Source organism: Caulobacter sp. BE254 (assembly GCF_031457295.1).
Classification (GTDB): Bacteria; Pseudomonadota; Alphaproteobacteria; order Caulobacterales; family Caulobacteraceae; genus Caulobacter.
Genome location: NZ_JAVDWJ010000005.1, coordinates 126,036 through 151,745 on the forward strand (window position 1 = coordinate 126,036; position 25,710 = coordinate 151,745).

Here is a 25,710-nt window from a genome sequence, read left to right on the forward strand (position 1 = left end):
GTCAGCTGTCCACAGACCCTAAACCCCCACAGCCTCCAGCCAGCGGGCGCACAGCGTCGGCCAGGCGCCGACTGGCAGTTGCGGCGTGCGCAGGGCGAAGCCGTGCGGGGCGTGGGCGAAGACGTGCAGTTCGGCGTGGCCGCCGCGATCCAGCCAGGCGCGTTGCAGGCGCAGGCCGTTCTCGACCGGCACGACGGGATCGTCGGCGGCGTAGACGATGAAAGCGGGCGGCGGATCGACCATCAGTCCCGCGTCCGGCTGCAGGGCCTCGTACAATGCCTGTTTCTGCGCCGGCTCCAGGGGCGGCTTGTCGGCGACCACGGCCCGTCCCGCGGCGTTGGTCGAGATCGGCCCGTAGCCGACGATCAGCGCGTCCGGCCGCGCGCTCTGCTCCGGCGCCGCCGAGGCCGGCGCGGTCCAGGCGTCGGGATAGGCGGTCGCCAGGCAGGCGGCCAGATGACCGCCGGACGACAGCCCCAGGGCACCCACCCGATCGACGTCGACGCCTAGGCCGGGCGCGCGGGCGCGGATCAGGCGCATGGCCTCGATCGCATCGTCGACCGGCGCCTGCGAGCCGCCAGCTGGGTCGGGGAAGCGGTGGACCAGGACGAAGGCGTGGTAGCCCAAACCATTCAGCCACAGGGCCACCTCCACCCCTTCCTTGCCGGCCATCAGCTGGGTGTAGCCGCCGCCGGCCAGGACCAACATCGCCCCGCCGTTCGGAACCTCCGGCGCGAAGGCCAGGACCTGGGCCCGCTCGACGGCCGCGATCTCCAGGTCCAGGCGCGGCGCCGCCGGATCGGCCAGGGTGAAGCCCAGGCCGTCGCTGGCCTCGTCGCCCCAGACATTGAAACGGAAGGTCTCGCCAAACGGCGTTCGGGTCATGAGCAAGCCACGCGTTTGCAGAAGAGGACCCCTTCGCATCGAAAGGGGCCGGTTTGAGCGACGCGGCCCGTCCCCGGGGGACCACGTCGCTCCACCAGGCGCGCCTCGATCCGAGGCCGCGCCGTCGCCTAGAACTTGGCCCGCACGCCGAAGAAGTAGCGCGAGCCGTAGGTCTCGACGGCGCTCTGGCGGGCAGCGGCGTTGTACTCGACGCGAACCTGGTCGGTGAGATTCACGCCCTCGACGAAGATCGTGAAGTTGTCGCTGATGTTGTAGCTGGCCGAGGCGTCCAGCGAGCCGAAGGCCTTGTTGAACTCAGGCAGGTTGTCGCGGCCGACGGCATTGATCAGCCAGTGGTCGCGCCAGTTATAGGAGGCGCGCAGGCTGACCTTGTCGTTCTCGTAATAGACCGAGGCGTTGTAGCTCTTCCGCGACAGGCCGGGGAACGGCAGGATCTCCTGGGTGATCAGATTGACCCCCTTGTAGCCCTGGTCCTTCTGGTAGCTGAAATTGGCCAGCACGCCGAGGCCGTTGAACGGCGCCGGCAGGAAGCTGAAGGCGTATTGGCCGCCCAGTTCGAGGCCGTTGATGGTCACCGCGTCGGTGCCGTTGATCGGCTGGGTTACGGTGTACTCGGCGTTGTTGAGCGTTTCCTTGGTCACCGAGGTGGTGACGAAGGACGAGATCTCCTTGCGGAAATAGGTCGCCGACAGGAAGCTGTCCTTGTTGATGTACCACTCCAGACCGGCGTCATAGGAGGTGGCCTCGAACGGCTTGAGGTCGGGATTGCCCAGCGAAATGGTGAAGTTGGTGTCGTTGACGGAGCGGCGCAGGGCCAGCTGGCTGGGGGCGGCGCGCGCCATCACCTTGCTGGCCGTGGCCCGGCCGATCAGCACGTCGGGGATGAATTCGAAGCGCAGGTTCAGCGACGGCAGGGTCTTGGTGTAGCCGCCGTCCTGCGAGGCCGAGACGAAGTTGACGATCGGCGCGGTGGCCGTGCCCGTCTGGACGCGGTTGAAGCCGGTCGAGGTGGTCTTGGTGTCGATCACCCGCACGCCCAGGGTGCCGGTCACCGGCACGATGAAGTCGGCGAACTCGAAATTGGCCTGGGCGTAGGCGCTGTTGGTCTTTTCCTTGACCGACCAGGTGTCGAGGAAGGCCTGGAAGCTGCCAACGCCGCCGGCGGTCTGGGCGGTGCCGCGGTTGGGATTGACCCCGTGGACGTCGTTGGTCAGCCCCGCCGCCGTCAGGGCGGCGTTGTAGGTGGCCAGGGTGTTGTCGTTCCACGACTGCACGCCGCCGGAATAGCCCAGGTCGCCGGTGCGGAAGAAGCCGCTGCTGTTGTCGACCGAGGTGGAGTCGATGATGCCGGAAATGGTGGCGCAGGAGGTGGCCACCGCCACCACCGCCGCGCTGCTGGCGTCGCCGCGGCAGTTCAGGCGGGTGGTGCGCTGGTACAGCACCTGGTCGGTCGAGAACTTGCGGCCGTTGACGCCGGCCTTCAGCGAGGTCAGCCACGAGATGTCGGGCCGGTACTGCACGTTCAGCTGGGCGCCCAGCTCGTCGGCCTTGTTGGTGCGCGGATTGAACACCGCGTCGAGGCGGTTGACGCCCTGGCCGGTATTGGTGTCGAGGCCGGGGAACGAGAACTTCGGGGCGCCGCCGCCGGTGTAATCGACGATGGCCCGCGGCACGCCGAACACGGTGGCCGTGGCGTTGATCTCGTTGTTCTGGACCTTGGCGTTGGAGTAGTCGAGGCGGGCGTCAACTGTGAACTGCTCACCCTTCCACTCGCCGCCCAGCACGGTGGCGTACTGGGTGCGGGTCAGGTCGCCGAGGATGTTGCGATAGGTCAGGTCGATCGGGAAGGCGGTGCTGCTGGTGGTCTCGACGTGGCTGACGGTGTTGTCGGCCCCGACCTTGCTGTTGGCGTAGTCGATCAGGCCCGAGGTGCCGCTGAGCTGCAGATAGGTGCTGTTCACCTGTTCGGTGGCGGTGGCGTAGGTGCCGTCCAGATACATCTTGAAATGGTCAGTCGGCCGCCATTCGACGACGCCGCTGAACGCCTTGCGCTCGGTGTCGCGACGATCGACCATCAGGCGGGGGATGTCGGGGATCCAGTCCAGCACGCCGTCGCCATTGACGTCGGAGCTGCGGCCCGGGGTCGCGCCGGGCGTGCCGGCGGCGGTCGGGGCGCGGGTCACCCAGCCCGTGGTGCGGGCGGTGTTGCTGTTGAGGTGGCGCTTCTCCCAGGTGCCCGACAGCAGCACGCCCAGGGTGTCGTTGAGGAACAGCTTGCTGCCGATCAGCGCGAACTTGGGATCGTATTCCTTCGCCAGGTTGGAATAGACGCCCTGGGCCGAGCCGGCGATGAAGGGCTTGCGACTGTCGAACGGCCGACGGGTGATGACCCGCACGGTGCCGCCGATACCGCCTTCGGTCATGTCGGCGGTCGGCGACTTGACCACTTCCAGGCGCGAGACGAACTCGACGGGGATGTCTCGGAAGTCGACGGCGCGGTCGGTGCCGCCCACGGTCAGCGACAGGGCCGAGGAGCCGTTGATCTCGACCCGGTTGAGGCTGGGATCGGCGCCGCGGATGCTGACGCCGCGGCCTTCACCGTCCTGACGGCTGATCTGCACGCCGGTGACTCGCTGCAGCGACTCCGACAGATTCTTGTCGGGGAACGTGCCGATGTCCTGGGCCGAGATGGAGTCGACCACCTGCAGCGAGGTGCGCTTGACGTCCTGGGCGCTGCGCAGCGAGGCGCGGATGCCGGTGACCACGATCTCCTCGACCTGATCGGCCGAAGCCGGCGCGGCGGGGGCCTGGGCGGTCGGCGTCGCCTGGGCCAGAGCGGCGGCCGGGACTGACAGCAGGGCGGCGGTCAGGGCGGCGCTGGAGCCGCCGAGCCAAAGGCGCGTTCTGATCGACTTCATCATGGTTTCTTCCCGGATTCTTTGCCGTGGCGTGACGTTCGGCCCGAACGGTTCCAGTCACGATCGGAATTTCATATTGTGGGATGCGTTCCCGTTAAACGGGACGATAGCCGAGATTTTGGTTTCGTGTCGAGAGATTGCGCGTATTGCCTCGCCGAAATGAACGTGGCGGATCGAACGATCGCCCGCCGCGGGGCGTGCACGCGCGCGCCCAAAGCCCGTCGCGCTGGGCTTTGAACTCAGTGTGGAAAGTGAAGCGTCAACGGGACCGGCGCGAACGCCCGGCCACCGCCGATCGGGACGGCGGTCCGGCTAGAACCCGCCCTCTTCCAGGCTGGCGAGGCGCGCGGCCTGGTCCTCGGCGATCAGCGGCTTGATGATGTCGTCCAGGGCGTCGCCCTCCATCACCTTGGGCAGGTTGTAGACCGTCAGGTTGATGCGGTGGTCGGTGACCCGGCCCTGCGGGAAGTTGTAGGTGCGGATGCGTTCGGAGCGGTCGCCGCTGCCGACCTGGCTCTTGCGGGCGTCCGAGCGGGCGGTGTCCAGCGCCTCGCGCTGCATGTCGTAGAGCCGCGCCTTCAGGTTCTTCATCGCCCGGGCGCGGTTCTGGTGCTGGCTCTTTTCCGAGCTGGTCACCACCACGCCGGTCGGCAGGTGGGTGATGCGCACGGCCGAGTCGGTCTTGTTGACGTGCTGGCCGCCGGCCCCGGACGAGCGGTAGGTGTCGATCCGCAGGTCGCTGTCGTTGATCTCGATCTCGACGTCCTCGGCCTCGGGCAGCACCGCGACGGTGGCGGCCGAGGTGTGGATGCGGCCCTGCGCCTCGGTGGCCGGCACGCGCTGGACGCGGTGCACGCCGCTCTCGAACTTCCAGCGGCCGAACACGCCGTCGCCGGTGACCGAGGCGATGATTTCCTTGTAGCCGCCCATCTCGCCCTCGGAGACGCTGTCGACCTCGACCTTCCAGCCCTGCAGCTGGGCGTAGCGCTGGTACATGCGGAACAGGTCGCCGGCGAACAGGGCCGCCTCGTCGCCGCCCGTGCCGGCCCGGACTTCGAGGATGGCCGAAGCGTTCTCGTCCTTGTCGCGCGGGGCCAGCATCAGGGCCAGCTCGCGCTCCATGACCGGCAGCTTCTCGTCCAGGGCCCGGATCTCGTCGGCGACCATGGCCGCCATCTCCGGGTCGCCGGCCATCTCCTCGAGGTCGGCGCGCTCGGCGCTCAGCTTGGCCAGGGCCTCGACGGCCTCGGCCACCGGGCGCAGCTCGGCGTGCTCCTTGGAGAGCTTGACGATCTCGGCGCCGTCCGTCGCCGCGCCCATTCGGGCTTCGACTTCGCGGAAGCGGTCGAGAACTTGGTCGAGGCGGGCCTGGGGCAGTCGCAAGGGGGAACGTCACGCTGTGGAGGAACGGGCGGTCTCTCTACCGCTCCGAGCGCCTCGCGTCACCCCTTGGCGGGCGGACCTGTAAAGCTGCGCCTTGCGCCCCTATCTGCCGGGGGCGGCGAAACATCCCCCGCGCCGCGCCCGCCTTTCGGAGCCTGCCATGCCCCTGTCGATGCACCGCGCCTCGGTCCCCGTCTTCGTCCGCGCCCTCAAGGTGCTGGCCACCCTGCTCGAGAAGGGCGAGGCCCACGCCAAGGCCCAGGGCCTGGATCCCGACACCCTGGTCGCCGCCCGCCTGACCGACGACATGCTGCCGCTGGCCGGCCAGGTGCAGCGCGCCTCCGACGCCTCCAAGGGCGCGGTGTCCCGGCTGACCGGCGTCGAGGCGCCCGCCATGCCCGACGAGGAGACCAGCTTCGCCCAGCTCCACAAGCGCGTGGCCGACACCCTGGCCTATATCCAGAGCGTCGACGCCGCGGCCTTCGAGGGCAGCGAGGACCGGACCGTGGAACTGAAGCTGCCGGGCGGCGCCCTGACCTTCACCGGCGAGGACTACCTGTTCGGCTTCGCCCTGCCGAACTTCTTCTTCCACGTGGTCACCGCCTACGACATCCTGCGCCACAAGGGCGTGCAGATCGGAAAGCTGGATTACCTGGGGCCGGTGGGCGGATAGGTCGCAACCAAGTCCCTCGGTGTTGTCATCCCGGAAAGCGCGCAGCGCTTGTCCGGGACCCAGGTGAACCGCAAAGCGCCAGTCCAGTCCCCTGGGTCCCGGACAGCCTCTGCGAGGCTTCCGGGATGACAACGATCAGGTGCTCCGCCTCCCTCAAGGAACCGCCTTCACCTCGACCGACACCACCTGCCGCACGGAGCGTCCCGGGCGCAGGTCGCCGTCGACCACCAGGCGGTAGGGCCCTTCCTTGGCGTCCAGCGGCTGGCCGTCCTTGCGGTCGGCGATGATCACCGGATTGGTCCGGTAGATCGGGTCGGTCTCACCCAGGGAATAGGTCGCGGTGAAGCCGTCCGAACCCTTGGCCATCACCACCTGGTTCAGGTAGCGCCCCATCAGCCGGTCGCCCGACACGACCCCGGCCTGCTTGAGGGCGGCGTTCAGCAGCGCGCCTTCGTAGGTGATCTGTTTGCCGTGGGCCGTGAACGTCGCCTTGGCGCGCGGCAAGGCCTTCAGGTCGGCCGGTGTCAGGGTGACGGAGTCGCGCCCCTGGACCGTGACCTTCAGGTCCTGGGCCAGGGCAGGCGTCGCGGCCCAAACGGCCATTGGGGCGATCAGGGCGGCGAGAAGCAGCGGACGCATGAGCAGAGACCTCGTGTGGAGACCCGATCTGGGGCCGACGCGCGCTTTCAAGCAAGCCCCGCGCTGTGGATCGGGGACAGGCGCGTGCGCCTGTCCCCGTCCGGACACACGCAAACCTCAGTACAGCAGGGTCTTGCCCATCACCCCCGACCCGTCCGGCAGGGGCGAGATCTGCTTGATCATCACCTGCCCGCTCTTGGCGAACCAGAAGCGGGTCACCGGCGCCTCGGGGTGGTTGTAGTCGGCAGTCACCAGCCAACAGTCGACCTTGCCGCCGCCCGGCAGGTCCAGCACCTCCGACCCCGCCACCTTGAACAGATAGGCCGCCGGCGGGCCGCCGCCCGGATGGTGGAAGACGATGCTGGCCTCGTAGCCCTTGGCCAGCGGCAGGGCCTGGAGGAACTCCATGTCGGTCTCGAAGTTGAAGCTCGGCTGGGGCGAGGCGACGTCATAGTCCTTGGCCGCGTTGTCCGGGAGGTCCTTCAGGCCAACGATCCGGTCGGGCTGGAAGGCGTAGCCCTCGACCTTGGCCACGCCGTCCTTCTCCGAACGGCGGACATGGGTCAGGGGCCTGAAGGTGCCGACCTCGAACCAGCTGTCCAGCTGGCGGTCGGACGGCGTGGCGCCGACCCCGTCCCAGTGCTGGACGATGTGCAGGCGGCGCTGGCCGTCCTGGTCCTCGAAGCGGACCTCCCGGGTCCAGACGTCGGCGACGCGGATGGTGTCGCCGACCTGCCTGAAGCGCAGGTAGCGGTGCGCGCCGGGCTTGAGGTTGGCGAAGCGGGCCAGCGGCTGGCCGACCGGCACGGGGGTGACGGCGGCCGCGGCTGCGGCGGCGACGGCGCTTCCCGCCAGGAGAAGCCCGGCGAGCAGGACGGAACGGACGGCGAGGGACATGGAGGGCTCCGGATTTCGGCAGCCCCACCAGACCCCAACCGACGGCGCCGGGCCACTTAAGGTTCGGTAATGCGCCTGGGGTCCGGACCAATTGAAGCCCCCCAGGGTTGTCATCCCGGCCGCAGCGAAGCGGAGAGCCGGGATCCAGGTGAGCCGCACCGCTCCTACCCAGTCCCCTGGGTCCCGGACAGCCTCTGCGAGGCTTCCGGGATGACAACGGATTACAAGCCGCTGACAGCTCTCCAAGTGTTAGGCGCTCATTGGCGCTGCCCTACCCCCGCGACGACCAGCGCGGCGTCGGCGGCAGGTCGGCCAGCAGGCGCGGCGCTTCCCGCGAGGCCCCGGCCGGCCGGGTCTCGACCACCAGCGGGTAGAGCGAGACGACCAGCAGGGCCGCCATGGTCAGGTTGAAGGCCCGCAGCACCGGCGGCCGGTCCAGGAACCGCCGCATGCCCTGGCCAAAGCCCGCCCAGGCGGCGCTGCACGGCGCGCCGACCAGCATGAAGGTCCCGGCCACGAAGAACACCCCGATCGTCGAGCCCTCGGGGGTGTAGGTGGTGGCGGCGGTCAGGGCCATGGCCCAGGCCTTGGGATTGACCCACTGGAAGGCGGCGGCCTGCAGGAAGGTCATCGGCCGGGCGCCGGCCCCCTTGTCCGCGACGGTCCTGGTCGTCGCGATCTTCCAGGCCAGCCACAGCATGTAGCCGCCGCCGACCCAGCGCAGCACCTCGTGCAGCACCGGCCAGGCCTTGAAGACGCCGCCCAGGCCCAGGCCCATGGCCGCGACCATCACACCCAGGCCGACGCTGATCCCCAGGATATGCAGCACCGTGCGGCGGAAGCCGAAATTCGCCCCCGAGGCCAGCAGCATCATGTTGTTGGGGCCGGGCGTGCCGGCGGTGGCGAAGGCGAACAGGACGAAGGCGAGCAGCAGCTGGGCGGTCATGGCGGACACTCCTCGAAAACGCCGGTCCCCGGGGCGACGGCGGGAACCGGAGCGGAATGTCATGGTCATCTTGCCGATTGCATCTTGAGTCAAAGCGTATATTGCATCAGTGACAATTTTGGAGATCGCCGATGGCCGGCTGGACCCCGACCCTGCCTCCGGGCCAGGCGCCCCTGTACGAGCGCCTGCTGGACGCCCTGCGGCAGGACATCGCCTCGGGGGTCCTCAGCGACGGCGCCCGCCTGCCGCCGCAGCGCGACCTGGCCCACCGCCTGGGCCTGGGCCTGGGCACGGTCACCCGGGCCTATGTCGAGGCCGAGAAGGCCGGGTTGGTGCAGGCCCATGTCGGGCGCGGCAGCTTCGTGCGCAGCTCGCTCGGCCAGGGTCCGGGCCTGGCGACCGAGGATCCCGGGCCGATCAATCTCTCCCAGAACATCGCCCCGGTCGGGGCCGCCGGCGCGCGGATCGTCCAGACCCTGGCCCGGTTGCAGCGCCGGCCCGACCTGCTCGACAATCTGGCCTACGCCCCCTCGACAGGACTGGACGCGCACCGCCGGGCCTTCGCGACCTGGCTGTCGCGCACGGCCGGCGTCGAGCGCGCCGACTGGCGGCAGGTGATCTGCTGCGCCGGGGCCCAGCAGGCCCTGAGCCTGGCCCTGGCCGCCCTGTGCCGGCCCGGCGACGAGGTGCTGTGCGAGGCCGCTACCTTCCCCGGCGCCCGGGTGCTGGCCAGCCATGCCGGCTATCGGTTGACGGGCGTGGCCATGGACGGGGAAGGCCTGCTGCCCGAGGCCCTGGACCGCGCGGCGGCGAACGGCGCCAAGGCGGTGTTCCTGCTGCCCACCCTGCAAAACCCCACCGGCCGGATCATGGGCGCCGCGCGCCGGGCGGATATCGTGGCGGTGGCGCGTCGGCGCGACCTGTGGATCATCGAAGACGGCATCTATTCGATCTTCGGCGGCGATCCCCTGCCCGCCCTGGTCGAACTGGCGCCCGAGCGGACGATCCACGTCTCCGGCGTCTCCAAGTCGCTGTCGCCCGGCCTGAGGGTCGGCTTCCTGCTGGCCCCGCTCGGCGACCTGTTCGAGCGCGTCGTCCACGCCGTGCGCGCCCAGTTCTACGCCCCGCCCAACTTCGGCGCCCTGATCGCCAGCCAGTGGATCGAGGACGGCGCGGCCGACCTGATCGCCGGCGAGATCCGCGACGAGATGGGCCAGCGCCTGGCTCTGGCCCGCACGATCCTCGGCGCGGCCATAGAGCCGCCGGCCTCGGCCTTCAGCCCGCACGTCTGGCTGCCGATGGACGAACTGGCCGCCGAGCGCTTGGCCGGCCGGGCCCTGCGCGGCGGCGTCGAGGTCACCCCGCCCGCCGCGCCGATCGTCGAGCCGGGCCTGGAGAGCGGCGTGCGCCTCTGCCTGGGCGCGACGCGGGATCGGGCCGAACTGGAGCGGGGCCTGCGGGTGGTCGCCGCGGCGTTGACGGGCGCGGACGAGCGGTCGCGGGCGGTGATCTGAGGTTTCCGCCGATTTGTTCTAGCCGCCGGCGCGAGGGCGCCTGACACCATCGCCGCAGGATTCGCTTCAAGAACCACGAGGAGCCGCCATGGCGACCGCCACCGCCCGCATCAGCGATGCCCACTACGCCACCACCATCACCACCGGCCGCCACGCCCTGACGGCCGACGAGCCCGAGCGCAATGGCGGCGCCGATGTCGGGCCCGCGCCGTTCGACCTGCTGCTCTCGGCCCTGGGCGCCTGCACGGCCATGACCTTGAAGATGTACGCCGAGCACAAGCAATGGCCGCTGGAGGCCCTGGAGGTGCGGCTGCATTACCACGGTGGCGAGACCCCGCCCCGGATCGAGCGCGTGCTGGTCCCGGCGGGGCCGCTGGACGAGGCGCAGTTGGCCCGGCTGGCCGACGTGGCCGAGCGCACGCCGGTGACCCTGGCCATCAAGGGCGGCGTGCCGATCCAGACGTCGCTCGGCTAGCCCTCGCGCACGTTGAGTTTGCCTCAGGTGCAATCAGCGCTTCCGTCGCAACCTTAAGCTTTGCTATGGTCCGTCCCGGGGGCTGAAGCAGTTTCAGCCGGTCTATCTCGTTGGAGCTGTTATGCGTCGCATTTTCCTCGTCACCGCCATGGCCGCGGCGACCGCCGGCTGCGTCACCAATTCGGGCGGCGACACCATCGCCCAGATCTCCTCGGACATCTCGAAGAACGCCTTCGTCAAGGATATCACGGTCAACACGCCCGCCGGCGCCGGTCCGCAGTTCGAGACCACGTTCAAGAAGAACGTCTCCGAAAAGCTGGCGACCTGCGCCAAGGGCGCCCAGCCCCTGCTGCTGAAGGTCAACATCACCGATTTCAAGAAGGCCAACGCCGGTATGACGATCCTGGTGGGCTCGTCCAACAAGATCAAGGGCGTGGCCCAGCTGATCGATCCGGCCACCGACAAGGTGGTGGCCGATTATGAGATCGACCGCTCGACCGGCGGCGGCGGCCTGATCGCCGCGGCGGCCATGGCCGACGCCGAGGGCCAGATGTCATCGGGCTTCGGCGCTGAAATCTGCAAGCGCGCCTTCATCGCCCGCTAAGAGACGCGCCTTAGGCGGCGACCGACAAGGAAAGGGCGCGGAGGCGAAAGCCCGCCGCGCCCCTTTTGCGTTCTACCCGCGCTATTGCGCCGCCAGCGCCTTGGTGAAGGCCTCGTCGGCGAACAAGGTCTTGAAGTCGTCGGCCAGGGCCGCGCTCAGCGCCGCGGCCGCGTTCTTGCCGTTGAAGATCTGCACCGACTTCTCGGACTTGCCGTTCAGCACCCGCTTATAGACCTCGGCGCCCGACGGTGAGGTCACTGTCACGGTCAGATCGGCCGTGGCGACCGCCTTGCCCGCCAGGATGCCGACGCCGTACTGGCTGTAGAAGGTCGCGACCTTGGCTTCGACCTTGGGACCGCCCGCCGCCAGCTTGTAGCCGCGCTGCTTGAACTCGGCGCTCAGGGCGTCACGGACGATATCGGCAACCTCCTCCTTCGAGCGGATGGGGGCCATCTCCATGCCGTAACCGTTCATCTTGGTGGAGATGCGGGCGCGGTTGGTGGTGCGGGCGTCGACGGCGGTGACGGTGACCTGGATCGCCTCGGCGCCCGGCTGGGCGCTGGCCGGCGCCGGAACGTAGCCGACGGGAACCGTCTCCTCGGTCGTGGCGCAAGCCGTCACGGCCGCGGCCAAGGCGACGATAGCCAGAATTCTCATTTGAAAGCCCCCAAAACACGACGGCGATGATCGCCGTGGTTGGGACATTTCCGATCATGCCACCTAAAGTCAAGCTTGCGGTGAAGCCTATTCCGCCGCGATCGCATCCGCCTCGGCCGCCGCCTTCAGCTGGGCCGCGCGCTGTTCGACCAGCTCGACGATGTGGTCGATCATGCCGTCGTTGGACTGCTTGTGGTCGGGCTTGCCGGCCATGTAGACCATGCCCGAACCGGCCCCGCCGCCGGTGAAGCCCAGGTCGGTCATCAGCGCCTCGCCGGGGCCGTTGACCACGCAGCCGATGATCGACAGCGACATGGGCTGAGAAATATGAGCCAGGCGCTCTTCCAGGGCCTCCACCGTCTTGATGACGTTGAAGCCCTGGCGAGCGCAGGACGGGCAGGCGATGATGTTGACGCCGCGGTGGCGCAGGCCCAGCGACTTGAGGATATCGAAGCCGACCTTGATCTCCTCGACCGGATCGGCGGCCAGCGACACCCGGATGGTGTCGCCGATGCCGGCCCACAGCATCGAGCCGATGCCGATCGACGACTTGACCGTTCCGGTGCGCAGGGCCCCGGCCTCGGTGACGCCCAGGTGCAGCGGGCAGTCGATGCGCTCGGCCAGCTGGTAATAGGCCGCCACCGTCATGAACGGGTCCGACGCCTTCACGCTGATCTTGAACTCGTGGAAGTCGTGGTCCTGCAGGATGCGGGCGTGGTTGAGCGCGCTCTCGACCATGGCGTCGGGGCACGGCTCGCCGTACTTTTCCAGCAGTTCCCGCTCCAGCGAGCCGGCGTTGACGCCGATCCGCATCGAGCAGCCGTGGTCGCGGGCCGCCTGGATCACGTCGCGCACCCGGTCGGGGCTGCCGATATTCCCCGGATTGATCCGCAGGCAGGCTGCGCCGGCCTGGGCCGCCTCGATGCCGCGCTTGTAGTGGAAGTGGATGTCGGCCACGAGCGGCACCTTGCTCTCGCGGGCGATGGTCTTGAAGGCCGCCGTCGAGTCGGTGTCGGGGCAGCTGACGCGGACGATGTCGGCGCCGGCCTCCTCCAGTTGGCGGATCTGCTCCAGCGTCGCGGCCGCGTCGCTGGTCAGGGTGTTGGTCATCGACTGGACCGAGATCGGCGCGTCGCCGCCGACCTCGACATTGCCGACGCGGATCTTGCGCGATTGCCGGCGCTCGATCGAGCGCCAGGGGCGGAGGTGGGTGTGGTCTGCGGCCATGCCGCCAATCTAGGGCGTTTGGCGGCGGAACCCAAGGGGATCACGGAAATGTCGCGGGCGCCACGATCCTGACGCGGGCGGGTGGTCTCTGGACGGTCCCACAGACGCCCCAATGCGCCGAAAAAGCGGAGTTTCGATGAGCGGGCGACCGCAGGCCTACGACCCCCTGGTCCCGACGCCGCGTCCCCGCCGGCGGGCGAAGGCGGACGGCCTGGTCGCCGGCCTGTTCAGCGTCGCGGCCCACGGCGCCCTGCTGCTGGCCCTGCTGGCGGTGCGGGTCCAGCCGCCGATGGCGCCCGAACCCGAGCCGATCTCCGTCGCCCTCTACGAACCGCCGCCGCCTCCGCCGCCCGAGCCGCCGAAGCTGGCGCCCGAACCGGCCGGCGATCCCGCGCCGGCCAAGGTCTCGCCGCCCAGGCTGCCCGTCCGCCCGCCGCGCCTGGTCCCGCCGCCCCAGGTCGAGCCGCTGCCCGCCAAGCCCGCCCCCGTTCCCCAGGTGGTGGCCGAGTTGGGCGAGGCCGACCTGATCGGCGCGGCCACCGCCGGCAGCGGATCGGGGGCCGGCGGCGCCGGGAACGGCCCGGGCGGCGGCGGCTGCGACATGGTCCGGCTGCTGCAGGACGCCCTGCGCAAGAACCCGCGGGTGCGCGCCGCCTTGGCCCAGGTCCACCCCGAGGCGGCGGCCCGGGGCAAGGCGGTGCTGGTCTGGAACGGCGACTGGGTGCAGAGCCCGGGCCAGGAGGGCAAGGGCCTGGCCGGCGTGCGCGAGCTGATCATGCTGGAGGTGGCCTTCGCCCCCAAGGCCTGCCGCGACGATCCGATGCGGGGCTTGGTGCTGATCTCGCTCAGCGACGGCCCCGGCGCGCCGCGCCTGGCCCTGGGATCGAGCCGATGGAACTGGTCGGACCTGCTGTTCGCGAAATCGGGTGGGCGACGGAGCTAGAATTGACCGGGGACATGCCCTCGGGCGTGTCCTCGTCAGCAGGCAGCGCGCGAGCCGTGAAGAACCTTGGACGCGAATGGGGTCACGCCCAAGGGCATGTCCCCGACCGTTGTCAACCCTGCGGCTTCGACGGTTGAGCCGCGACCGGAGCCGCTGGCGCGACCGTCAGCTTGCCCAGCGACGCCGTCGGGCCGGGCATGCGGCTGGTCAGGGCGCCGCCGTTGTAGACCTCGAAGGCCGCCGGGTCGGAGACCTCGGCGATCAGGCCGCCGTTGCGCGGGGCGCGGAACGCCTCGCCGGCCGCCATCCAGCGGGTGAAGTAGATCGCGCCGGCCGCGTCGTGCACGGTCAGCGAGGCGGGCTTGCGCGCCTGCAGGACCAGGCCCGAGGCCTCGGCCTGGGCCGCGCCATAGACCGCACCCTTGGCCCGGAACGGCGCGCCGACATTGAGCACCTGGCTGACGTCTACGCCGCTCTTGGCCGTTTCGGCCGCGCGGGCCTTGGAGGCGGCGCTGACCGCGTCGGCCGAACCGCCGTTGGCGGCGGCGTCGTCGAGGCCGGGGGTCTTGTAGGGCTCGGGCGTGGTCGACTCGACCGGGGCCGGCAGGGGCGCGCCCAGCGACACCGAACCCGGCGCGGCGTTGGGGTCGACCGGAACGGCGCCCGGCGCGGCGACGACGGAGGTCGCCTGGGCCGGGGCCACCAGGGCCGGCGGCGTGTCCTTGGCGATGGCCCGCTGGGCGACGTTCCACAGCACGATGGCGGCCACGACCAGCACGCCCAGCGCCAGGATCAGTCCCAGGCGCGGATCACGCTCGTGGCGCACGCCGACCGGCGCGCGCAGCGGCTCGCTGTCCTCAGGGGCGTCCAGCTTGAAGCGGGCCACGGCGGCGTCGCCGTCCAGGCCCAGCACCTTGGCGTAGGACTTCACATAGCCGATGGTGAACGGGCGCGAGGGCAGCTCGTCCAGGCGCAGGCCTTCCAGCGCCTCGATATAGCCCTGGCGGATGCGAGTGGCGTCGGCCACGTCCTGCAGCGACAGACCACGAAATTCGCGGGCGGCGCGCAAGGCCGAACCGATGTCGGGGCCGTCATCGACGGAGGGCGGATGGGCGGCCATCGGCGCGTCCTCGGGCTCGCCGTCGGCGACCAGCTGCAAGTGCGAAACCCTGCCCGTATCCAGCGGCATGGCTGCCATGAGACCCCAAATTCGCGTCGCCGGAGATGTTCGCCCCACCGGGAGGACGAGCCCGACGCGCTATCCCGGCCAGACTGACCGGGAATTGTTAATACTTTATGGTCGATATCAAAGTAAGTCGCGGGATTCAATAAACTATAAGGTCGCGCTTGGTTAATCCGCGCCGTGTCTAGATAGCAACGTAGAGCTTGCGCGCCAGGGTTTCGATCTCGCCGCGCAGCGATCCGGCCGAGGTCTTCAGCAGGGCCTCGACATTGCGCCGGGCGGCCTCGCGATCGCAGGACAGCACCATCTGCTTGACGGGCCCGATGCCGGCCGGCGGCATCGACAACCCGTCGAAACCCAAGGCCAGCAAGGCGAAAGCCTCCAACGGACGCCCCGCCATCTCGCCGCAAACCGAGACCGGCGTGCCGGTGTCGGCGCAGGCCTGCTGGATAGTCTTCAGCGCCCGCAGGGCGGCCGGGGACAGCGGATCGTAGCGGTCCGAAACCCTTGGATTGCCGCGATCGGCGGCGAACAAATACTGCATCAGGTCGTTGGTGCCGACCGAAACGAAGTCGGTCATCGGCAAAAGCGCGTCGAGATGCCACAGCAGCGACGGCGCCTCGATCATCGCCCCGACGTCCAGGCGTGCCGGTTCGGGCCGGCCGCGCTTCAGGGCCCAGGCGACCTCCTGGTCGACGAAGGCGCGGGCGGCGCGGAACTCGTCCACATTGGCCACCAGCGGGAACATGATCCGCAGCGGCCGGCCGCGCGCGGCCTTGATCAGGGCGCGGATCTGCATGCGCAGCAGGGCTGGTCGGTCCAGGCCCATGCGGATGGCGCGCCAGCCCAGGGCCGGATTGTCCTCGCGCTCCAGCTCCATGTACGGCAGCAGCTTGTCACCGCCCAGGTCCAGGGTGCGGAAGGTCACCGGCATGCCGTCGGCGGCCTCCAGCACCTTCTCGTAGAGCGCCGTCTGGGCCTCCAGCCGGGGCATCTCCTCGGCGACCATGAACTGGAACTCGGTGCGGAACAGGCCGATGCCCTCGGCCCCGGTCTCGCCCAGGATGTCCAGGTCGACGGCCAGGCCGGCGTTCATCAGCAGGGTGACCTTGTCGCCGTCCTTGGTCACGGCCGGCGTGTCGCGGATCCGGGCGAACTCGGCCTTGCGCTGGGCGCGGACCTCCATCCGGGCCTGCAGCGACTTGACCACGTCGGCGCGCGGCCGCAGCCAGGCCTCGGCGGTCTCGGCGTCGACCACGACGGGGTCGCCCTCGCTGACCCGGTCGCGCAGGCCGGCCAGGCGGCCGACGCAGGGGATGTCCAACGCCCGGGCGACGATGCCGGCGTGGCTGGCGGCCGAACCTTCCTCCAGCAGGATGCCCTTGAGCTTGGTGCGGTCGTATTCCAGCAGGTCGGCCGGACCCAGGTTCCGGGCGATCAGGATCGCGTTCTCAGGCAGCACCCGCACCATGTGGACGTCGCCCGACAGGTGGCGCAGCAGCCGGTCGTTGAGGTCCTCGAGGTCGTGCAGGCGTTCGCGCAGATAGGGGTCGCGAGCCTGGCCCAGGCGGGCGCGGTGCTCGGAGCGGACGCGCTCGACCGCGGCCTCGGCGGTCAGGCCCGAGCGCACGGCCTCCTGCAGCGACCGGTTCCAGCCCCGGTCGTGGGCGAACATCCTGTAGGTCTCGAGCACCTCGTACGAGGCGCCGACCAGGCCGTGCTGGCCCTCCAGCATCTCGTCGATCTGGGTCTGCAGCGCCTCGACCGCCCATTTCAGCCGGGCCTCCTCGGCCAGGGCGTCGTCGGACAGCAGCTGCTCGGGGGCCACCGGCTGCTCGTGCAGCACGGCCACGCCATAGGCCAGCCCCTCGGCGAAGCGCGCGCCCTTCAGCCGCTCGGGCTTGTGGGGCGCGATCTCGACGTCCTTGAGCTCGGCCAGACCCAGGAGCTCGCTGGAGCTGACCATCTCGGCCAGCACCATGGCGATGATCTGCAGGTCCTCGACCTCTTCCTCGTCATAGACCCGCTCGGTGCGGTTCTGGACGACCAGGACGCCGATCGTGCGGCCGCCGCGCAGCAGCGGCACGGCCAGGAAGGCATGGTAAGGGTCTTCGCCGGTTTCCGGCCGGTACGAGAACGACGGGTGGCTGGCGGCGTCCGACAGGTTCAGCGGCCGGCCCAGGCGCATGGTCTCGCCGACCAGGCCCTCGCCGGGCTTCAGCCGGGTGACGTGGACGGCGTCGCGCGACAGGCCCTCGGTGGCGAACAGCTCCAGGTCGCCCGAGGCGCGGCGCAGATAGATCGAGCAGACCTCGGCGACCATCGAGATGGCGATGGTGCGCACCACCATGTCGAGCTTGGCCTGGGCGGGCCCGCCTCCGGCCATGGCCTCGCGAATCTGCCGAAGCAGACTGCGTGGTCCCCGAACAGCGATCCCGGACGCCGCCATGTCTGCCCGCGCACTCCCCATGGTCCGATGCGGCTGGTCCCGACAGAACGCGTCGAAGGTTAAGAAGCCGCATCGCCCTCAGCCGGGCTATAGCAGATTTCGCGGCCAGCACAGCGTTCGCTCGCGGCCTAATCGTGGTTCGCGCACGAAAAAAGACGCCGCCCCCGAAGGGACGGCGCCGGAGCGTTCAGGCGCGGACGCCGTTAGCGGCGCTGGCCGTAATAGCCGTCGTATCGGCCGCCGCCGTCCCGGCCGCCATAGCGGTAGCCGGTGTTGTAGCGGTCGCCGCGGCGGTCGCGGCCGTCGTAGCCCGAGCGGCCGTAGCCGTTGTCGTAGCCCGAGCGGCCATAGCCGCTGTTGTAGCCGTAGCCGCTGTTGTAGCTGGACCCGTAGCCGTAGCGGCTGTCGCGATAGCCGCTGGAATAGCGATGGTCGCGGTCGTAGCGGTCGCCATGGCCGGTCGAGGCGCCCAAGGCGGCGCCGGCGACGGCGCCGATGGCGATGCCGCCTCGGTCGCCGTCCGACAGGGCCGCGCCGGCGATGCCGCCGATCACGGCGCCGAGGATGGCGCGCTCGGTCTTGTTGTTGCGGTCGCCGGCGAAGGCGGCCGAGGCGGGCAGAACGAGGGCGCCGGTCACGGCCGCGGCGACGGCGATCTTCGTGAACTTACCAAAGGTCTTCATGGCGTTGCTCCTTGAGAGCGTCAGGCCGGAAGAAGTCCGGTGCGGCGCTGTTGGGACCTTTGTCGCATTCTGGCCTTGAACCCGATCTGAACGGCGATGTTCAGGTGGCGGTCATGTTTGGGGAACGCCCCTGGCTGGGGACGGGCGCATGCGCTTGTCCCCATCAGTGGGCGCCGCTCTCGTCGGGCCGGTGCAGGTGCACCGACCACAGCACCCCGGCCAGCATCAGGACGATGGCGGCGACCTCCAGCGGCAGCGGCCAGCGGGCGTCGTGCAGGAAGCCGTACAGCAGGGCGAACAGGGTCTCGAAGACGATCAGCTGGCCCGACAGGCTGAGCGGCAGCAGGCGGCTGGCGGCGTTCCACAGGCCGTTGCCGATCACCGAGGCGCCCAGGGCGACCGCCAGGCTGACGCCCCAGAACAGGGCCCACCCCGCCGCGAGGTGCGGCGCGCCGCCGAGGAAGGCCGGGATCACCAGCAGCAGCGACAGCAGGCCGGTGACCACGCCGGTCAGCAGCGACCATTCGTGGCTGTTGAAGCGTGGGGTCGCGGCCAGGCGGCGGGCGTTCCAGACGGCGTAGACGGTCCAGACCGTCAGAGCCCCAACCGCGGCCAGCAGGCCCAGGACCAGCCGCCCGACGCCGACGTCTCCGGCGGTCTGGAAGGCGGCGACATTGATGCAGACCACCCCGGCGGCGACCAGCAGCAGCGGCGCGGCCAGTCGGCGCAGGGCCACGCCTTCTCCAGGTTTCGCGCCGACCAGGGTGATGGTCACGGGCAGGAGGCCGATGATCAGCGAGGCCGGGGCCACGCCGGCGATCTGCACCGACACCGCCAGGCAGACATAGTAGACGATGTTGCCCAGCAGGCTCAGGCCGGCCAGGTCGCGCCAGTCGGCCAAGGTCAGGCGTGCCATCACCCCGCGCCCGGCGGGCGCCAGCAGGACGGCCGAGGCCAGGCCGTAGCAGACATAGCGCCCGGCGGTCATCTGCAGCGGCGTGAAGGCGGCCAGCAGCTTGGGCGCCAGGAACACCCCGCCCCAGAACGCGCCCGCGACCAGGCCGCAGAGAAGTCCGATCAGAAGACGCCGCCGGTGATCCATACGAACGGGTTAGCAGAGCCCGGCGCGGGAGGCTTGGCGAAAGCTCCCGGAGGTTGGGCGGGGACTCTCGAACTGCACCGGGAAGCGCCCCGGTCGCAGGCTCGACAAGACAGTGTCATCCCGGACAAGCGCGAAGCGCGCCGATCCGGGATGACACGTTCTGGGGCTGACCGGATCAGGCCACCGCCTGAACGGCCTCGGCCTCCTGGTAGGTCGCCATCTGCGCCGCCAGAGCCCGCTGGAACGCCGGCCGCGCCTCGCAGCGGCGGACATAGGCGTCCAGCACCGGGTTGGAGGTCACCAGGTTGGTCTGGCGCGGGAAGCGCAGCACGGTGGTCATCATCAGGTCGGCGGCGGTGAACCGGTCGTCCGACAGGTACTCGCGGCCCTCCAGCCAGGCGGCCACGGCGTCCAGCCGCGAGATCGCGAAGACCTCGGCCGCCGGCCGGCGCGCCTTGGCCCAGGCTTCGTCGGCGTGGAACAGGTCGATGGTGGTCAGGTTCTGGATGGCCGGCTCGACCGAGTTGAGCGCCGCGATCAGCCAGGTGTGCATGCGCAGTCGCGCCTGCGGGTCGGACGGCGCCAGGGCCGGCGAGCGGTCGGCGATGTGCAGCACGATGGCCCCGCTCTCGAACATCAAGAAGTCGCCGTCCTGCAGGTAGGGCACCTGGCCGAACGGCTGCATCTCGCGATAGGCTGCCGTCCCCTGCTCGCCCTGCTCCAGCAGGCGGGTCCGGTACGGAATGCCGGCCTCCTCCAGGGCCCAACGCACCCGCAGGTCGCGCACGATGCCTTGGGCGAAAGGCGGCACCCAGCGGAAAGCACTGATCGTGATCATCATCCAGCTCCTCGTCACGAGGCCCCCCGCGGGGCCTTCGAGGAGAAGTCGCGCCAGGGGGCGCGATTTCGACATCGGGTCCGAAAATTCCCGAAAAAATCAGCCGCGCGCGCCGCGCCGCCACCTCGCCGGGGTCACGCCCAGGCGCGTCTTCATCGCCCGTGTCAGGGCGCTCTGGTCGGCATGGCCGGTGCGCGCGGCGATCTCGGCGATCGACAGGCGGGTGTCCGACAGCAGGCGCTGGGCCGCGCGCAGGCGGGTGTCGGCCAGCTGGGCGTGCGGCGAGCGGCCGAACGCCGCCGCGAAGCCGGCGAAGAACCGGCTCCGGCTCATGCCCGCTTCGGCCGCCAGCTCGCCGACGCTCAGCGGCCGGGCGAAGTCGCGCTCGATCAGGGCGGCGGCGCGGGCCAGGCGCGGATCCGGTTCCGGACCGCCGGCCGCCAGGGCCCGCAGCAGCAACGGCGCCCACAGGGCCGCCACCTCGTCCTCGACCTGCCGCGCCGCGTCGCCGCAGACGAAATCCAGCAGGCCTCGCACCGGGGCGTTGACCGGCAGGAAGGCGCGGTCGCGAAGGGTCTCGAACGGGGCGATCAGGTCCGCGCCGATATTGGCCACCACGAACAGGTTGTCGCCGTCGGCGGCGAAGGCGTGGCGGGTTCCGCAACGCACCAGCGCCGCCTGGCCGGCCTGGACCCGGCCGCCGCGCCCGTCGATCTCCATCTCCAACACGCCCCGCCGCGGCAGGACGATCTGATCGAAGTCGTCATGGGCGTGGGCGTCGCCGTCGGCGCCGTAGCGGCGAAGGGAAAGCTGGGCGGGACGGCCGTTCAGTCCATGATCCATCGCCGCCCTCTCCTCGTTGTCAGCCGTGCCCCGGCAGGGCCAGCGGCTCGCCGATCGCCTCGACCAGTTGCTTGGCCTGCTCGACCGCCGCGTCGATGTCGGCCTCGATGAACTCGACCTCGGCGTCGGTCAGGGGATGCGGGGCGGCGATCACCTCGCGCAGATAGGCGCGCTTCTCGGGCTCGGTCATGGTCCACCAGCCGACGGTGTGACCCTCCTCGATCACCGCGTCGCCCATGGCCAACAGGTCGTCCTCGTCGAAGATCGGCCGGCCGGGCTGCTCGGGAAACCACTGGCCGTCGTCGGGCAGGGCCTTGTCCAGCTTGCGCAGCAGCGAGGCCAGCCACGGGCTGACCAGCAAGGGCTTTTCGTAGCCGTCGCCGAACTTGGCGCGCAGCAGCAGGTCGTACAGCAGCTCCAGCCCGGCCTCGCCCTCGAAGGTGACGGACTTCTTCTCGGGATCGAAATGGAAGACCGACATGGAGGCTCCTGGAAGGGATTCGAGGCCCTTCATACCGTCAGAACGCGACGTTTAGCTAACGATGGGACGCCCCCTCCGTCACGATGCGTATCCGCATCGCGCCACCTCCCCCGTTTCACGGGTGAGGAGGAAACCGCGCCGACCTTCTCCTCACCCGCAAAGCGGGGGAGGTGGCGCGTCGCTAGCAGCGACGTGACGGAGGGGGCCTCCCTCCGCCAGAAATCCTACAGCTGATCCAACCCGTACGCCGCGTGCAGGGCCCGCACCGCCAGCTCGGTATAGGCTGCGTCGATCAGCACGCTGATCTTGATCTCCGAGGTCGAGATGACCTGGATGTTGATGTTCTTCTCGGCCAGGGCCTGGAACATCGACTGGGCGACGCCGGCGTGGCTGCGCATGCCGACCCCGATCACCGACACCTTGGCGACGTCCTCGTTGACCGCCACGTCCTCGAAGCCGATCTCGGCCTGGGCCTTGCGGACGATCTCGACGGCGCGGACGGCGTCGCGCTTGCCGACCGTGAACTCCATGTTGGCGGTGTCGGCGCTGCGGGCGCGCGACTGCACGATCATGTCGACATTGACGTTGGCCTCGGCCAGCCGGCCGAAGATCTGCGACGACACGCCCGGATGGTCGGGCAGGCCCAGCAGGGTGATCTTGGCCTCGTCGCGGCTATAGGCGACGCCCGAGACGATGCGCTTTTCCATGATTTCTTCCTCGTCGCAGACGATCGTACCTTGGCCCGGGGCTTCGCCCGGCTCGACGAAACTCGACAGCACCCGCACCGGGACGCGATGGGCCATGGCCATCTCGACCGAGCGGGTCTGCAGCACCTTGGCCCCCAGCGAGGCCATTTCCAGCATTTCCTCGTAGGAGATCTTGGCCAGCTTGCGGGCCTTGCTCTCGATCCGGGGATCGGTCGTGTAGACGCCGTCGACGTCGGTATAGATGTCGCAGTCGCCCTTCACCGCCGCGGCGATGGCCACGGCGCTGGTGTCCGAGCCGCCCCGGCCCAGGGTGGTGATGCGCTGGTCGGAGGTCACGCCCTGGAAGCCGGCGATCACCGCGATCTGGCCGGCCGCGAAACAGGCCTCAAGATTGGCCGGCGGAATGTCCTCGATGCGGGCCCGGCCGTGGGCGTCGTCGGTCAGGATCGGCACCTGCCAGCCCAGGAACGAGCGGGCGTTCAAGCCCATATTGCGCAGGGTCATGGCCAGCAGGCCGGCGGTCACCTGCTCGCCCGAGGCGACGACGGCGTCGTACTCGTCGTCCGACTCCGGCAGCCCTTGCGCCGCGCGGCCCGAGCCGTCGGTCCAGGCCACCAGTTCGTTGGTCTTGCCCGACATGGCCGAGACCACCACCGCCACCTGCTTGCCCGTGGCTACTTCGGCCGCGACCAGGCGCGCCACCCGGCGGATGCGCTCCAGGTCGGCCACCGAAGTGCCGCCGAACTTCATCACCAGACGTGACACGCCCTACCCCGTCAAAACCTAAGGTCAATTCTTGCGCCGAGGACGGACGAACCACCGCCGTGGCGCAAGCCGCGGTCTTCTAGCGGCGCTGGGGCGCAACGGCAATGTCGCGGCGCCGTCTTTTTCGTCGCGGCTTCCCGTCGCGCCACGATCAGCGATGGCGAACGGTCCGATCGCCTTTCACAATTGTAATGCGTGTATTATTAATTTACACTCGCATAGCTTGTGAAAATTACCCCCATCAATGTCGCTTGCCTGTTTGTGGCCCCCCGAACAACGAGGAGGACGGACGTTGCTACGCATTGAAATCGACCTGTTTTCAGGCCGCCCCAACCCGGTCTGGTTCATCACCGAGACCGAAATCGCCAACAAGCTGCTGGCCCAGGTCGCCGAGCGCCCAAACGCCGTGGCCAAACCGGGTGCGGGCTTCAACGGCCTGGGCTACCGCGAAGTGAAGCTGGAGCTGTTCGCCGACGACGAGCCGATCCGCCGCGGCGTGCCCAAGAAATTCGCCCTGGGTTCGACCGCGGCCGGGGATCCAGTGGCCGCCCACACCCTGGCGCAGCTCTTCATCGAGAGCATGCCCCTGCGTTCGGAGGTCAAGCTGCTGGAGCACCAGATCACGCCCTTGGACCGAAAGCTGCGCGACCTGGCCCTTGAGCGCCTGGACCGCTTCTTCAAGGACCCGCCCCAGCCCGGACCGCCGCCGCCGCCGCCGCCGTCGAACCCGTTGCGGACCACGATCGACGACACCAAGTGCGCACAGTGCCAGTACGAGGTCAGCCAGTACAATCCGGCCTTCTGGAACAACGCCGCGACCCAGCCCTACAACAACTGCTACAACTACGCCCGCAACTGGCGCACCAACACCTTCGCCCAGCCTGGCCGCGCGCACGGCGCCCAGACCGGCGTCATGGCGTGCAACACCGTCACGGTCGCCGCGATGGCGGACGGCCTGAAGAAGCGTTGTGACTGCTTGCCCCAGAGCGAATGGCCGCGACGCTTGATGGCGCTCGTGATCGATCCGGGTTGGGACTACCACTGGTATCGGCATCAGCGGGGCGGCTTCTGGGGCCACAAACCCGGCTCGACGGCGGCGCGAAACGTTGACAACAGCAACGTGCTGATCACGAATCCGGAGACCTGCAACAGAGGCGGCTACACGGATTTCTGCGACTATTTCTACGCTGGCAAGTCCGTCGTCATCAACTGAACGGTTTCCAATGCTCGTCGAGCTCGACCTGTTCAGCGGCAGGCCCAACCCGCGCTGGCGGCTCGACGAGCGCGATCACCGAGAATTCCTGAAGCTGCAAGGCCGGCTGTCACCCACGCCCGCCGCGCTCGACCCGCCGCCCCTCGGCTATCGGGGATTCGTCTGCACCGACCGGTCGGGAACGCGCCGGGTCTACAAGGGCTATGTCCGCACCCCGCACGGGGTGTTCGACGACCCCTCGTTCAGCCTCGAGCGCCTTCTGTTGAGCCGCCTGCCGCCACAGTTCGCGCCCTTGCGGAGCCGCATCGCCGCGCAGTTGGGACCACCGCGGTCACATTGAGCCTGGACCGATCTGGACCTTCCAGTCGAAGTCGTGCTGATACGCGAACCATGACTCAGACCGCCCCCCCCTCCTGGAGCATCGACCCCGCCGACGTGGCGCGGTTCTCGGCCATCGCGGCCGAATGGTGGGACCCACGCGGCAAGTTCGCCCCGCTGCACGTGTTCAATCCCTGCCGGCTGGGTTTCATCAGGGAGCAGGCCCTGGCGCGGTTCGACCGCGACGGCAACGCCCGCGCGCCGTTCGAGGGGCTGAAGCTGCTGGACATCGGCTGCGGCGGCGGCCTGCTGAGCGAGCCGATGGCCCGGCTGGGCTTCGACGTCACCGCCATCGACGCCTCGGAGAACAACATCAAGACCGCCGCCGCCCACGCCGCCGAACAGGGGCTGGAGATCGGCTACCGTCCCGCCACCGCCGAACAGCTGCTGGCCGAGGGCGCGGGGCCGTTCGACGTGGTGCTGACCATGGAGGTCATCGAGCACGTGGCCGATCCGGGCGAGTTCCTGCGCACCTGCGCGCGGCTGCTGGCGCCCGGCGGGCTGATGATCGTCGCCACCCTCAATCGCACGCTCAAGGCCCTGGCCCTGGCCAAGATCGGGGCCGAATACGTGCTGCGCTGGGTGCCGCCCGGCACCCACGACTGGAAGCAGTTCCTCAAGCCCGACGAGTTGCGCGCCTTCCTGGCCGGCGAGCCGGTGGTCATGCACGGCCCATTCGGCGTCGCCTACAACCCGCTGACCGGCCGCTGGAGCCGCTCGGCCGACGTCGATATCAACTACATGATGACCGTGACCAAGGAATGAGCCGCGCCATGGACCTGGACCGCCTGTTGCTGGAGCAAACCCTGATCCGCCTGGCCGACGGCCTCGACAACGCCGTCGACGACAAGGACTGGGCCAGGGCGCGAAGCTTCTTCGCCGACCAGGTGACGGCGGATTTCTCCAGCCTGACCGGCCAGCCCGCCGCGATCATTCCGGCCGACGCCCTGGTCGAGGGCTGGAAAGCCAACCTCGCCCCGTCCAAGACCAGCCTGCATCTGCGCACCAATCACCAGGTTACGGTCGAGGGCGACGCCGCGACGATGATCTCGCACGGCTACGCCTGGAACCGGCTGGAGGGAAACGGCGACCCGCTGTGGGAGACCTGGGGTGTCTACGAGCACGGTTTCCGAAGGATCGACGGGGCCTGGAAGATCGTCGCCTTCGCCTATCGCCAGCGCCACGAGCGCGGAAACCCCTGGGTGAAGGCCACGCCGGGCGCCTGACGGAACCTGTACCGCCGCCGCGCCTTCATACTTGCAAGGGACATCCCACAAGGATTGGCG

Annotated in this window: 26 protein-coding genes; 10 read left to right on the forward strand and 16 right to left on the reverse strand. The window is 69.5% G+C overall.

Annotation, left to right across the window (positions count from 1 at the left end; all coding sequences use genetic code 11):
* Positions 1-18 precede the first annotated feature (18 nt).
* The 3 genes from J2X41_RS11345 to prfA all read right to left on the reverse strand — a co-directional run bounded on the left by J2X41_RS11345 (position 19) and on the right by prfA (position 5,207).
* Complete coding sequence (locus J2X41_RS11345) at positions 19-885, reverse strand: alpha/beta hydrolase (protein WP_310081921.1); 867 nt, start codon at positions 883-885, stop codon at positions 19-21.
* A 128-nt stretch (positions 886-1,013) separates the two neighbouring features.
* A complete protein-coding gene (locus J2X41_RS11350; RefSeq protein ID WP_310081922.1) occupies positions 1,014-3,827 on the reverse strand; it encodes a TonB-dependent receptor in 2,814 nt (937 codons plus the stop codon).
* 309 nt (positions 3,828-4,136) lie between these two features.
* Entirely contained in the window at positions 4,137-5,207 is a 1,071-nt protein-coding gene (gene prfA, locus J2X41_RS11355; RefSeq protein ID WP_310081924.1) for a peptide chain release factor 1, read from the reverse strand.
* A 160-nt stretch (positions 5,208-5,367) separates the two neighbouring features.
* Between prfA and J2X41_RS11360 the strand changes: the two genes are divergently transcribed.
* On the forward strand, positions 5,368-5,880 hold the full coding sequence (locus tag J2X41_RS11360) for a DUF1993 domain-containing protein (RefSeq protein WP_310081925.1): 513 nt from the start codon (positions 5,368-5,370) through the stop codon (positions 5,878-5,880).
* Between the two features lie 153 nt (positions 5,881-6,033).
* Here J2X41_RS11360 and J2X41_RS11365 read toward each other — a convergent pair whose 3' ends face one another.
* From J2X41_RS11365 to J2X41_RS11375, 3 genes are all read right to left on the reverse strand, one after another.
* Positions 6,034-6,519 (reverse strand): molybdopterin-dependent oxidoreductase, encoded by a 486-nt coding sequence (locus J2X41_RS11365; protein WP_310081926.1) that lies wholly within the window; start codon positions 6,517-6,519, stop codon positions 6,034-6,036.
* A gap of 117 nt (positions 6,520-6,636) precedes the next feature.
* Positions 6,637-7,416, reverse strand: coding sequence for a hypothetical protein (locus J2X41_RS11370; RefSeq protein ID WP_310081927.1), 780 nt, complete (start codon positions 7,414-7,416; stop codon positions 6,637-6,639).
* A gap of 271 nt (positions 7,417-7,687) precedes the next feature.
* Entirely contained in the window at positions 7,688-8,362 is a 675-nt protein-coding gene (locus tag J2X41_RS11375; RefSeq protein WP_310081928.1) for a LysE family translocator, read from the reverse strand.
* A gap of 131 nt (positions 8,363-8,493) precedes the next feature.
* On the opposite strand from J2X41_RS11375, the gene J2X41_RS11380 reads away from it, so the two are divergent.
* The 3 genes from J2X41_RS11380 to J2X41_RS11390 all read left to right on the forward strand — a co-directional run bounded on the left by J2X41_RS11380 (position 8,494) and on the right by J2X41_RS11390 (position 10,955).
* Positions 8,494-9,876 carry a PLP-dependent aminotransferase family protein gene (locus tag J2X41_RS11380; protein ID WP_310081929.1) on the forward strand — a complete coding sequence of 461 codons (1,383 nt, stop codon included), beginning with the start codon at positions 8,494-8,496 and terminating at the stop codon, positions 9,874-9,876.
* A gap of 88 nt (positions 9,877-9,964) precedes the next feature.
* Positions 9,965-10,351: an OsmC family protein gene (locus tag J2X41_RS11385; RefSeq protein WP_310081930.1), complete on the forward strand. Its 387-nt coding sequence runs from the start codon at positions 9,965-9,967 to the stop codon at positions 10,349-10,351.
* Positions 10,352-10,472: 121 nt separating this feature from the next.
* Positions 10,473-10,955 carry a hypothetical protein gene (locus tag J2X41_RS11390; protein WP_310081931.1) on the forward strand — a complete coding sequence of 161 codons (483 nt, stop codon included), beginning with the start codon at positions 10,473-10,475 and terminating at the stop codon, positions 10,953-10,955.
* A gap of 81 nt (positions 10,956-11,036) precedes the next feature.
* Here J2X41_RS11390 and J2X41_RS11395 read toward each other — a convergent pair whose 3' ends face one another.
* On the reverse strand, positions 11,037-11,612 hold the full coding sequence (locus J2X41_RS11395) for a YajG family lipoprotein (protein WP_310081932.1): 576 nt from the start codon (positions 11,610-11,612) through the stop codon (positions 11,037-11,039).
* An 87-nt stretch (positions 11,613-11,699) separates the two neighbouring features.
* Complete coding sequence (gene ispG / locus J2X41_RS11400) at positions 11,700-12,839, reverse strand: flavodoxin-dependent (E)-4-hydroxy-3-methylbut-2-enyl-diphosphate synthase (RefSeq protein WP_310081933.1); 1,140 nt, start codon at positions 12,837-12,839, stop codon at positions 11,700-11,702.
* Positions 12,840-12,975: 136 nt separating this feature from the next.
* On the opposite strand from ispG, the gene J2X41_RS11405 reads away from it, so the two are divergent.
* A complete protein-coding gene (locus tag J2X41_RS11405; protein WP_310081935.1) occupies positions 12,976-13,782 on the forward strand; it encodes a hypothetical protein in 807 nt (268 codons plus the stop codon).
* Between the two features lie 112 nt (positions 13,783-13,894).
* Here the strand turns inward: J2X41_RS11405 and J2X41_RS11410 are convergent, their stop codons facing one another.
* The 7 genes from J2X41_RS11410 to J2X41_RS11440 form a co-directional block, all read right to left on the reverse strand.
* The gene (locus J2X41_RS11410) at positions 13,895-14,980 is read right to left on the reverse strand and encodes a helix-turn-helix domain-containing protein (RefSeq protein ID WP_310081936.1); all 1,086 of its coding nucleotides are present in this window, start codon (positions 14,978-14,980) and stop codon (positions 13,895-13,897) included.
* A gap of 169 nt (positions 14,981-15,149) precedes the next feature.
* Entirely contained in the window at positions 15,150-17,414 is a 2,265-nt protein-coding gene (gene ptsP / locus J2X41_RS11415; RefSeq protein WP_310081937.1) for a phosphoenolpyruvate--protein phosphotransferase, read from the reverse strand.
* A 203-nt stretch (positions 17,415-17,617) separates the two neighbouring features.
* Positions 17,618-18,097 carry a glycine zipper 2TM domain-containing protein gene (locus tag J2X41_RS11420; RefSeq protein WP_310081939.1) on the reverse strand — a complete coding sequence of 160 codons (480 nt, stop codon included), beginning with the start codon at positions 18,095-18,097 and terminating at the stop codon, positions 17,618-17,620.
* 163 nt (positions 18,098-18,260) lie between these two features.
* The gene (locus J2X41_RS11425) at positions 18,261-19,199 is read right to left on the reverse strand and encodes a DMT family transporter (protein WP_310081941.1); all 939 of its coding nucleotides are present in this window, start codon (positions 19,197-19,199) and stop codon (positions 18,261-18,263) included.
* A gap of 175 nt (positions 19,200-19,374) precedes the next feature.
* On the reverse strand, positions 19,375-20,037 hold the full coding sequence (locus J2X41_RS11430; RefSeq protein WP_310081943.1) for a glutathione S-transferase family protein: 663 nt from the start codon (positions 20,035-20,037) through the stop codon (positions 19,375-19,377).
* 99 nt (positions 20,038-20,136) lie between these two features.
* Positions 20,137-20,880: an AraC family transcriptional regulator gene (locus J2X41_RS11435; protein WP_310081944.1), complete on the reverse strand. Its 744-nt coding sequence runs from the start codon at positions 20,878-20,880 to the stop codon at positions 20,137-20,139.
* A 19-nt stretch (positions 20,881-20,899) separates the two neighbouring features.
* Positions 20,900-21,361: a hypothetical protein gene (locus J2X41_RS11440; RefSeq protein WP_310081946.1), complete on the reverse strand. Its 462-nt coding sequence runs from the start codon at positions 21,359-21,361 to the stop codon at positions 20,900-20,902.
* Between the two features lie 61 nt (positions 21,362-21,422).
* On the opposite strand from J2X41_RS11440, the gene J2X41_RS25295 reads away from it, so the two are divergent.
* On the forward strand, positions 21,423-21,557 hold the full coding sequence (locus tag J2X41_RS25295; protein ID WP_404979929.1) for a hypothetical protein: 135 nt from the start codon (positions 21,423-21,425) through the stop codon (positions 21,555-21,557).
* Between the two features lie 28 nt (positions 21,558-21,585).
* Here the strand turns inward: J2X41_RS25295 and J2X41_RS11445 are convergent, their stop codons facing one another.
* Entirely contained in the window at positions 21,586-22,833 is a 1,248-nt protein-coding gene (locus J2X41_RS11445) for an aspartate kinase (protein WP_310081947.1), read from the reverse strand.
* Positions 22,834-23,125: 292 nt separating this feature from the next.
* Between J2X41_RS11445 and J2X41_RS11450 the strand changes: the two genes are divergently transcribed.
* From J2X41_RS11450 to J2X41_RS11465, 4 genes are read left to right on the forward strand one after another with little or no spacing between them, the layout of a single operon-like run.
* On the forward strand, positions 23,126-24,046 hold the full coding sequence (locus J2X41_RS11450; RefSeq protein WP_310081949.1) for a hypothetical protein: 921 nt from the start codon (positions 23,126-23,128) through the stop codon (positions 24,044-24,046).
* Positions 24,047-24,056: 10 nt separating this feature from the next.
* A complete protein-coding gene (locus J2X41_RS11455; RefSeq protein ID WP_310081950.1) occupies positions 24,057-24,386 on the forward strand; it encodes a hypothetical protein in 330 nt (109 codons plus the stop codon).
* Positions 24,387-24,436: 50 nt separating this feature from the next.
* On the forward strand, positions 24,437-25,189 hold the full coding sequence (gene ubiG / locus J2X41_RS11460; RefSeq protein ID WP_310081952.1) for a bifunctional 2-polyprenyl-6-hydroxyphenol methylase/3-demethylubiquinol 3-O-methyltransferase UbiG: 753 nt from the start codon (positions 24,437-24,439) through the stop codon (positions 25,187-25,189).
* Entirely contained in the window at positions 25,186-25,650 is a 465-nt protein-coding gene (locus J2X41_RS11465) for a nuclear transport factor 2 family protein (RefSeq protein WP_310081954.1), read from the forward strand. The genes ubiG and J2X41_RS11465 overlap by 4 nt, the downstream gene beginning before the upstream one ends.
* The last annotated feature ends 60 nt before the right edge of the window (positions 25,651-25,710 follow it).

Excerpts from the sequence above, each read along its gene's own strand:
- J2X41_RS11345 (WP_310081921.1), bottom strand. The coding sequence starts at position 885 with ATGACCCGAACGCCGTTTGGCGAGACCTTCCGTTTCAATGTCTGGGGC.
- J2X41_RS11350 (WP_310081922.1), bottom strand. The coding sequence starts at position 3,827 with ATGATGAAGTCGATCAGAACGCGCCTTTGGCTCGGCGGCTCCAGCGCC.
- J2X41_RS11360 (WP_310081925.1), top strand. The coding sequence starts at position 5,368 with ATGCCCCTGTCGATGCACCGCGCCTCGGTCCCCGTCTTCGTCCGCGCC.
- J2X41_RS11365 (WP_310081926.1), bottom strand. The coding sequence starts at position 6,519 with ATGCGTCCGCTGCTTCTCGCCGCCCTGATCGCCCCAATGGCCGTTTGG.
- J2X41_RS11370 (WP_310081927.1), bottom strand. The coding sequence starts at position 7,416 with ATGTCCCTCGCCGTCCGTTCCGTCCTGCTCGCCGGGCTTCTCCTGGCG.
- J2X41_RS11375 (WP_310081928.1), bottom strand. The coding sequence starts at position 8,362 with ATGACCGCCCAGCTGCTGCTCGCCTTCGTCCTGTTCGCCTTCGCCACC.
- J2X41_RS11380 (WP_310081929.1), top strand. The coding sequence starts at position 8,494 with ATGGCCGGCTGGACCCCGACCCTGCCTCCGGGCCAGGCGCCCCTGTAC.
- J2X41_RS11385 (WP_310081930.1), top strand. The coding sequence starts at position 9,965 with ATGGCGACCGCCACCGCCCGCATCAGCGATGCCCACTACGCCACCACC.
- J2X41_RS11390 (WP_310081931.1), top strand. The coding sequence starts at position 10,473 with ATGCGTCGCATTTTCCTCGTCACCGCCATGGCCGCGGCGACCGCCGGC.
- J2X41_RS11395 (WP_310081932.1), bottom strand. The coding sequence starts at position 11,612 with ATGAGAATTCTGGCTATCGTCGCCTTGGCCGCGGCCGTGACGGCTTGC.
- ispG (WP_310081933.1), bottom strand. The coding sequence starts at position 12,839 with ATGGCCGCAGACCACACCCACCTCCGCCCCTGGCGCTCGATCGAGCGC.
- J2X41_RS11405 (WP_310081935.1), top strand. The coding sequence starts at position 12,976 with ATGAGCGGGCGACCGCAGGCCTACGACCCCCTGGTCCCGACGCCGCGT.
- J2X41_RS11410 (WP_310081936.1), bottom strand. The coding sequence starts at position 14,980 with ATGGCAGCCATGCCGCTGGATACGGGCAGGGTTTCGCACTTGCAGCTG.
- ptsP (WP_310081937.1), bottom strand. The coding sequence starts at position 17,414 with ATGGCGGCGTCCGGGATCGCTGTTCGGGGACCACGCAGTCTGCTTCGG.
- J2X41_RS11420 (WP_310081939.1), bottom strand. The coding sequence starts at position 18,097 with ATGAAGACCTTTGGTAAGTTCACGAAGATCGCCGTCGCCGCGGCCGTG.
- J2X41_RS11425 (WP_310081941.1), bottom strand. The coding sequence starts at position 19,199 with ATGGATCACCGGCGGCGTCTTCTGATCGGACTTCTCTGCGGCCTGGTC.
- J2X41_RS11430 (WP_310081943.1), bottom strand. The coding sequence starts at position 20,037 with ATGATCACGATCAGTGCTTTCCGCTGGGTGCCGCCTTTCGCCCAAGGC.
- J2X41_RS11435 (WP_310081944.1), bottom strand. The coding sequence starts at position 20,880 with ATGGATCATGGACTGAACGGCCGTCCCGCCCAGCTTTCCCTTCGCCGC.
- J2X41_RS11440 (WP_310081946.1), bottom strand. The coding sequence starts at position 21,361 with ATGTCGGTCTTCCATTTCGATCCCGAGAAGAAGTCCGTCACCTTCGAG.
- J2X41_RS25295 (WP_404979929.1), top strand. The coding sequence starts at position 21,423 with ATGGGACGCCCCCTCCGTCACGATGCGTATCCGCATCGCGCCACCTCC.
- J2X41_RS11455 (WP_310081950.1), top strand. The coding sequence starts at position 24,057 with ATGCTCGTCGAGCTCGACCTGTTCAGCGGCAGGCCCAACCCGCGCTGG.
- ubiG (WP_310081952.1), top strand. The coding sequence starts at position 24,437 with ATGACTCAGACCGCCCCCCCCTCCTGGAGCATCGACCCCGCCGACGTG.
- J2X41_RS11465 (WP_310081954.1), top strand. The coding sequence starts at position 25,186 with ATGAGCCGCGCCATGGACCTGGACCGCCTGTTGCTGGAGCAAACCCTG.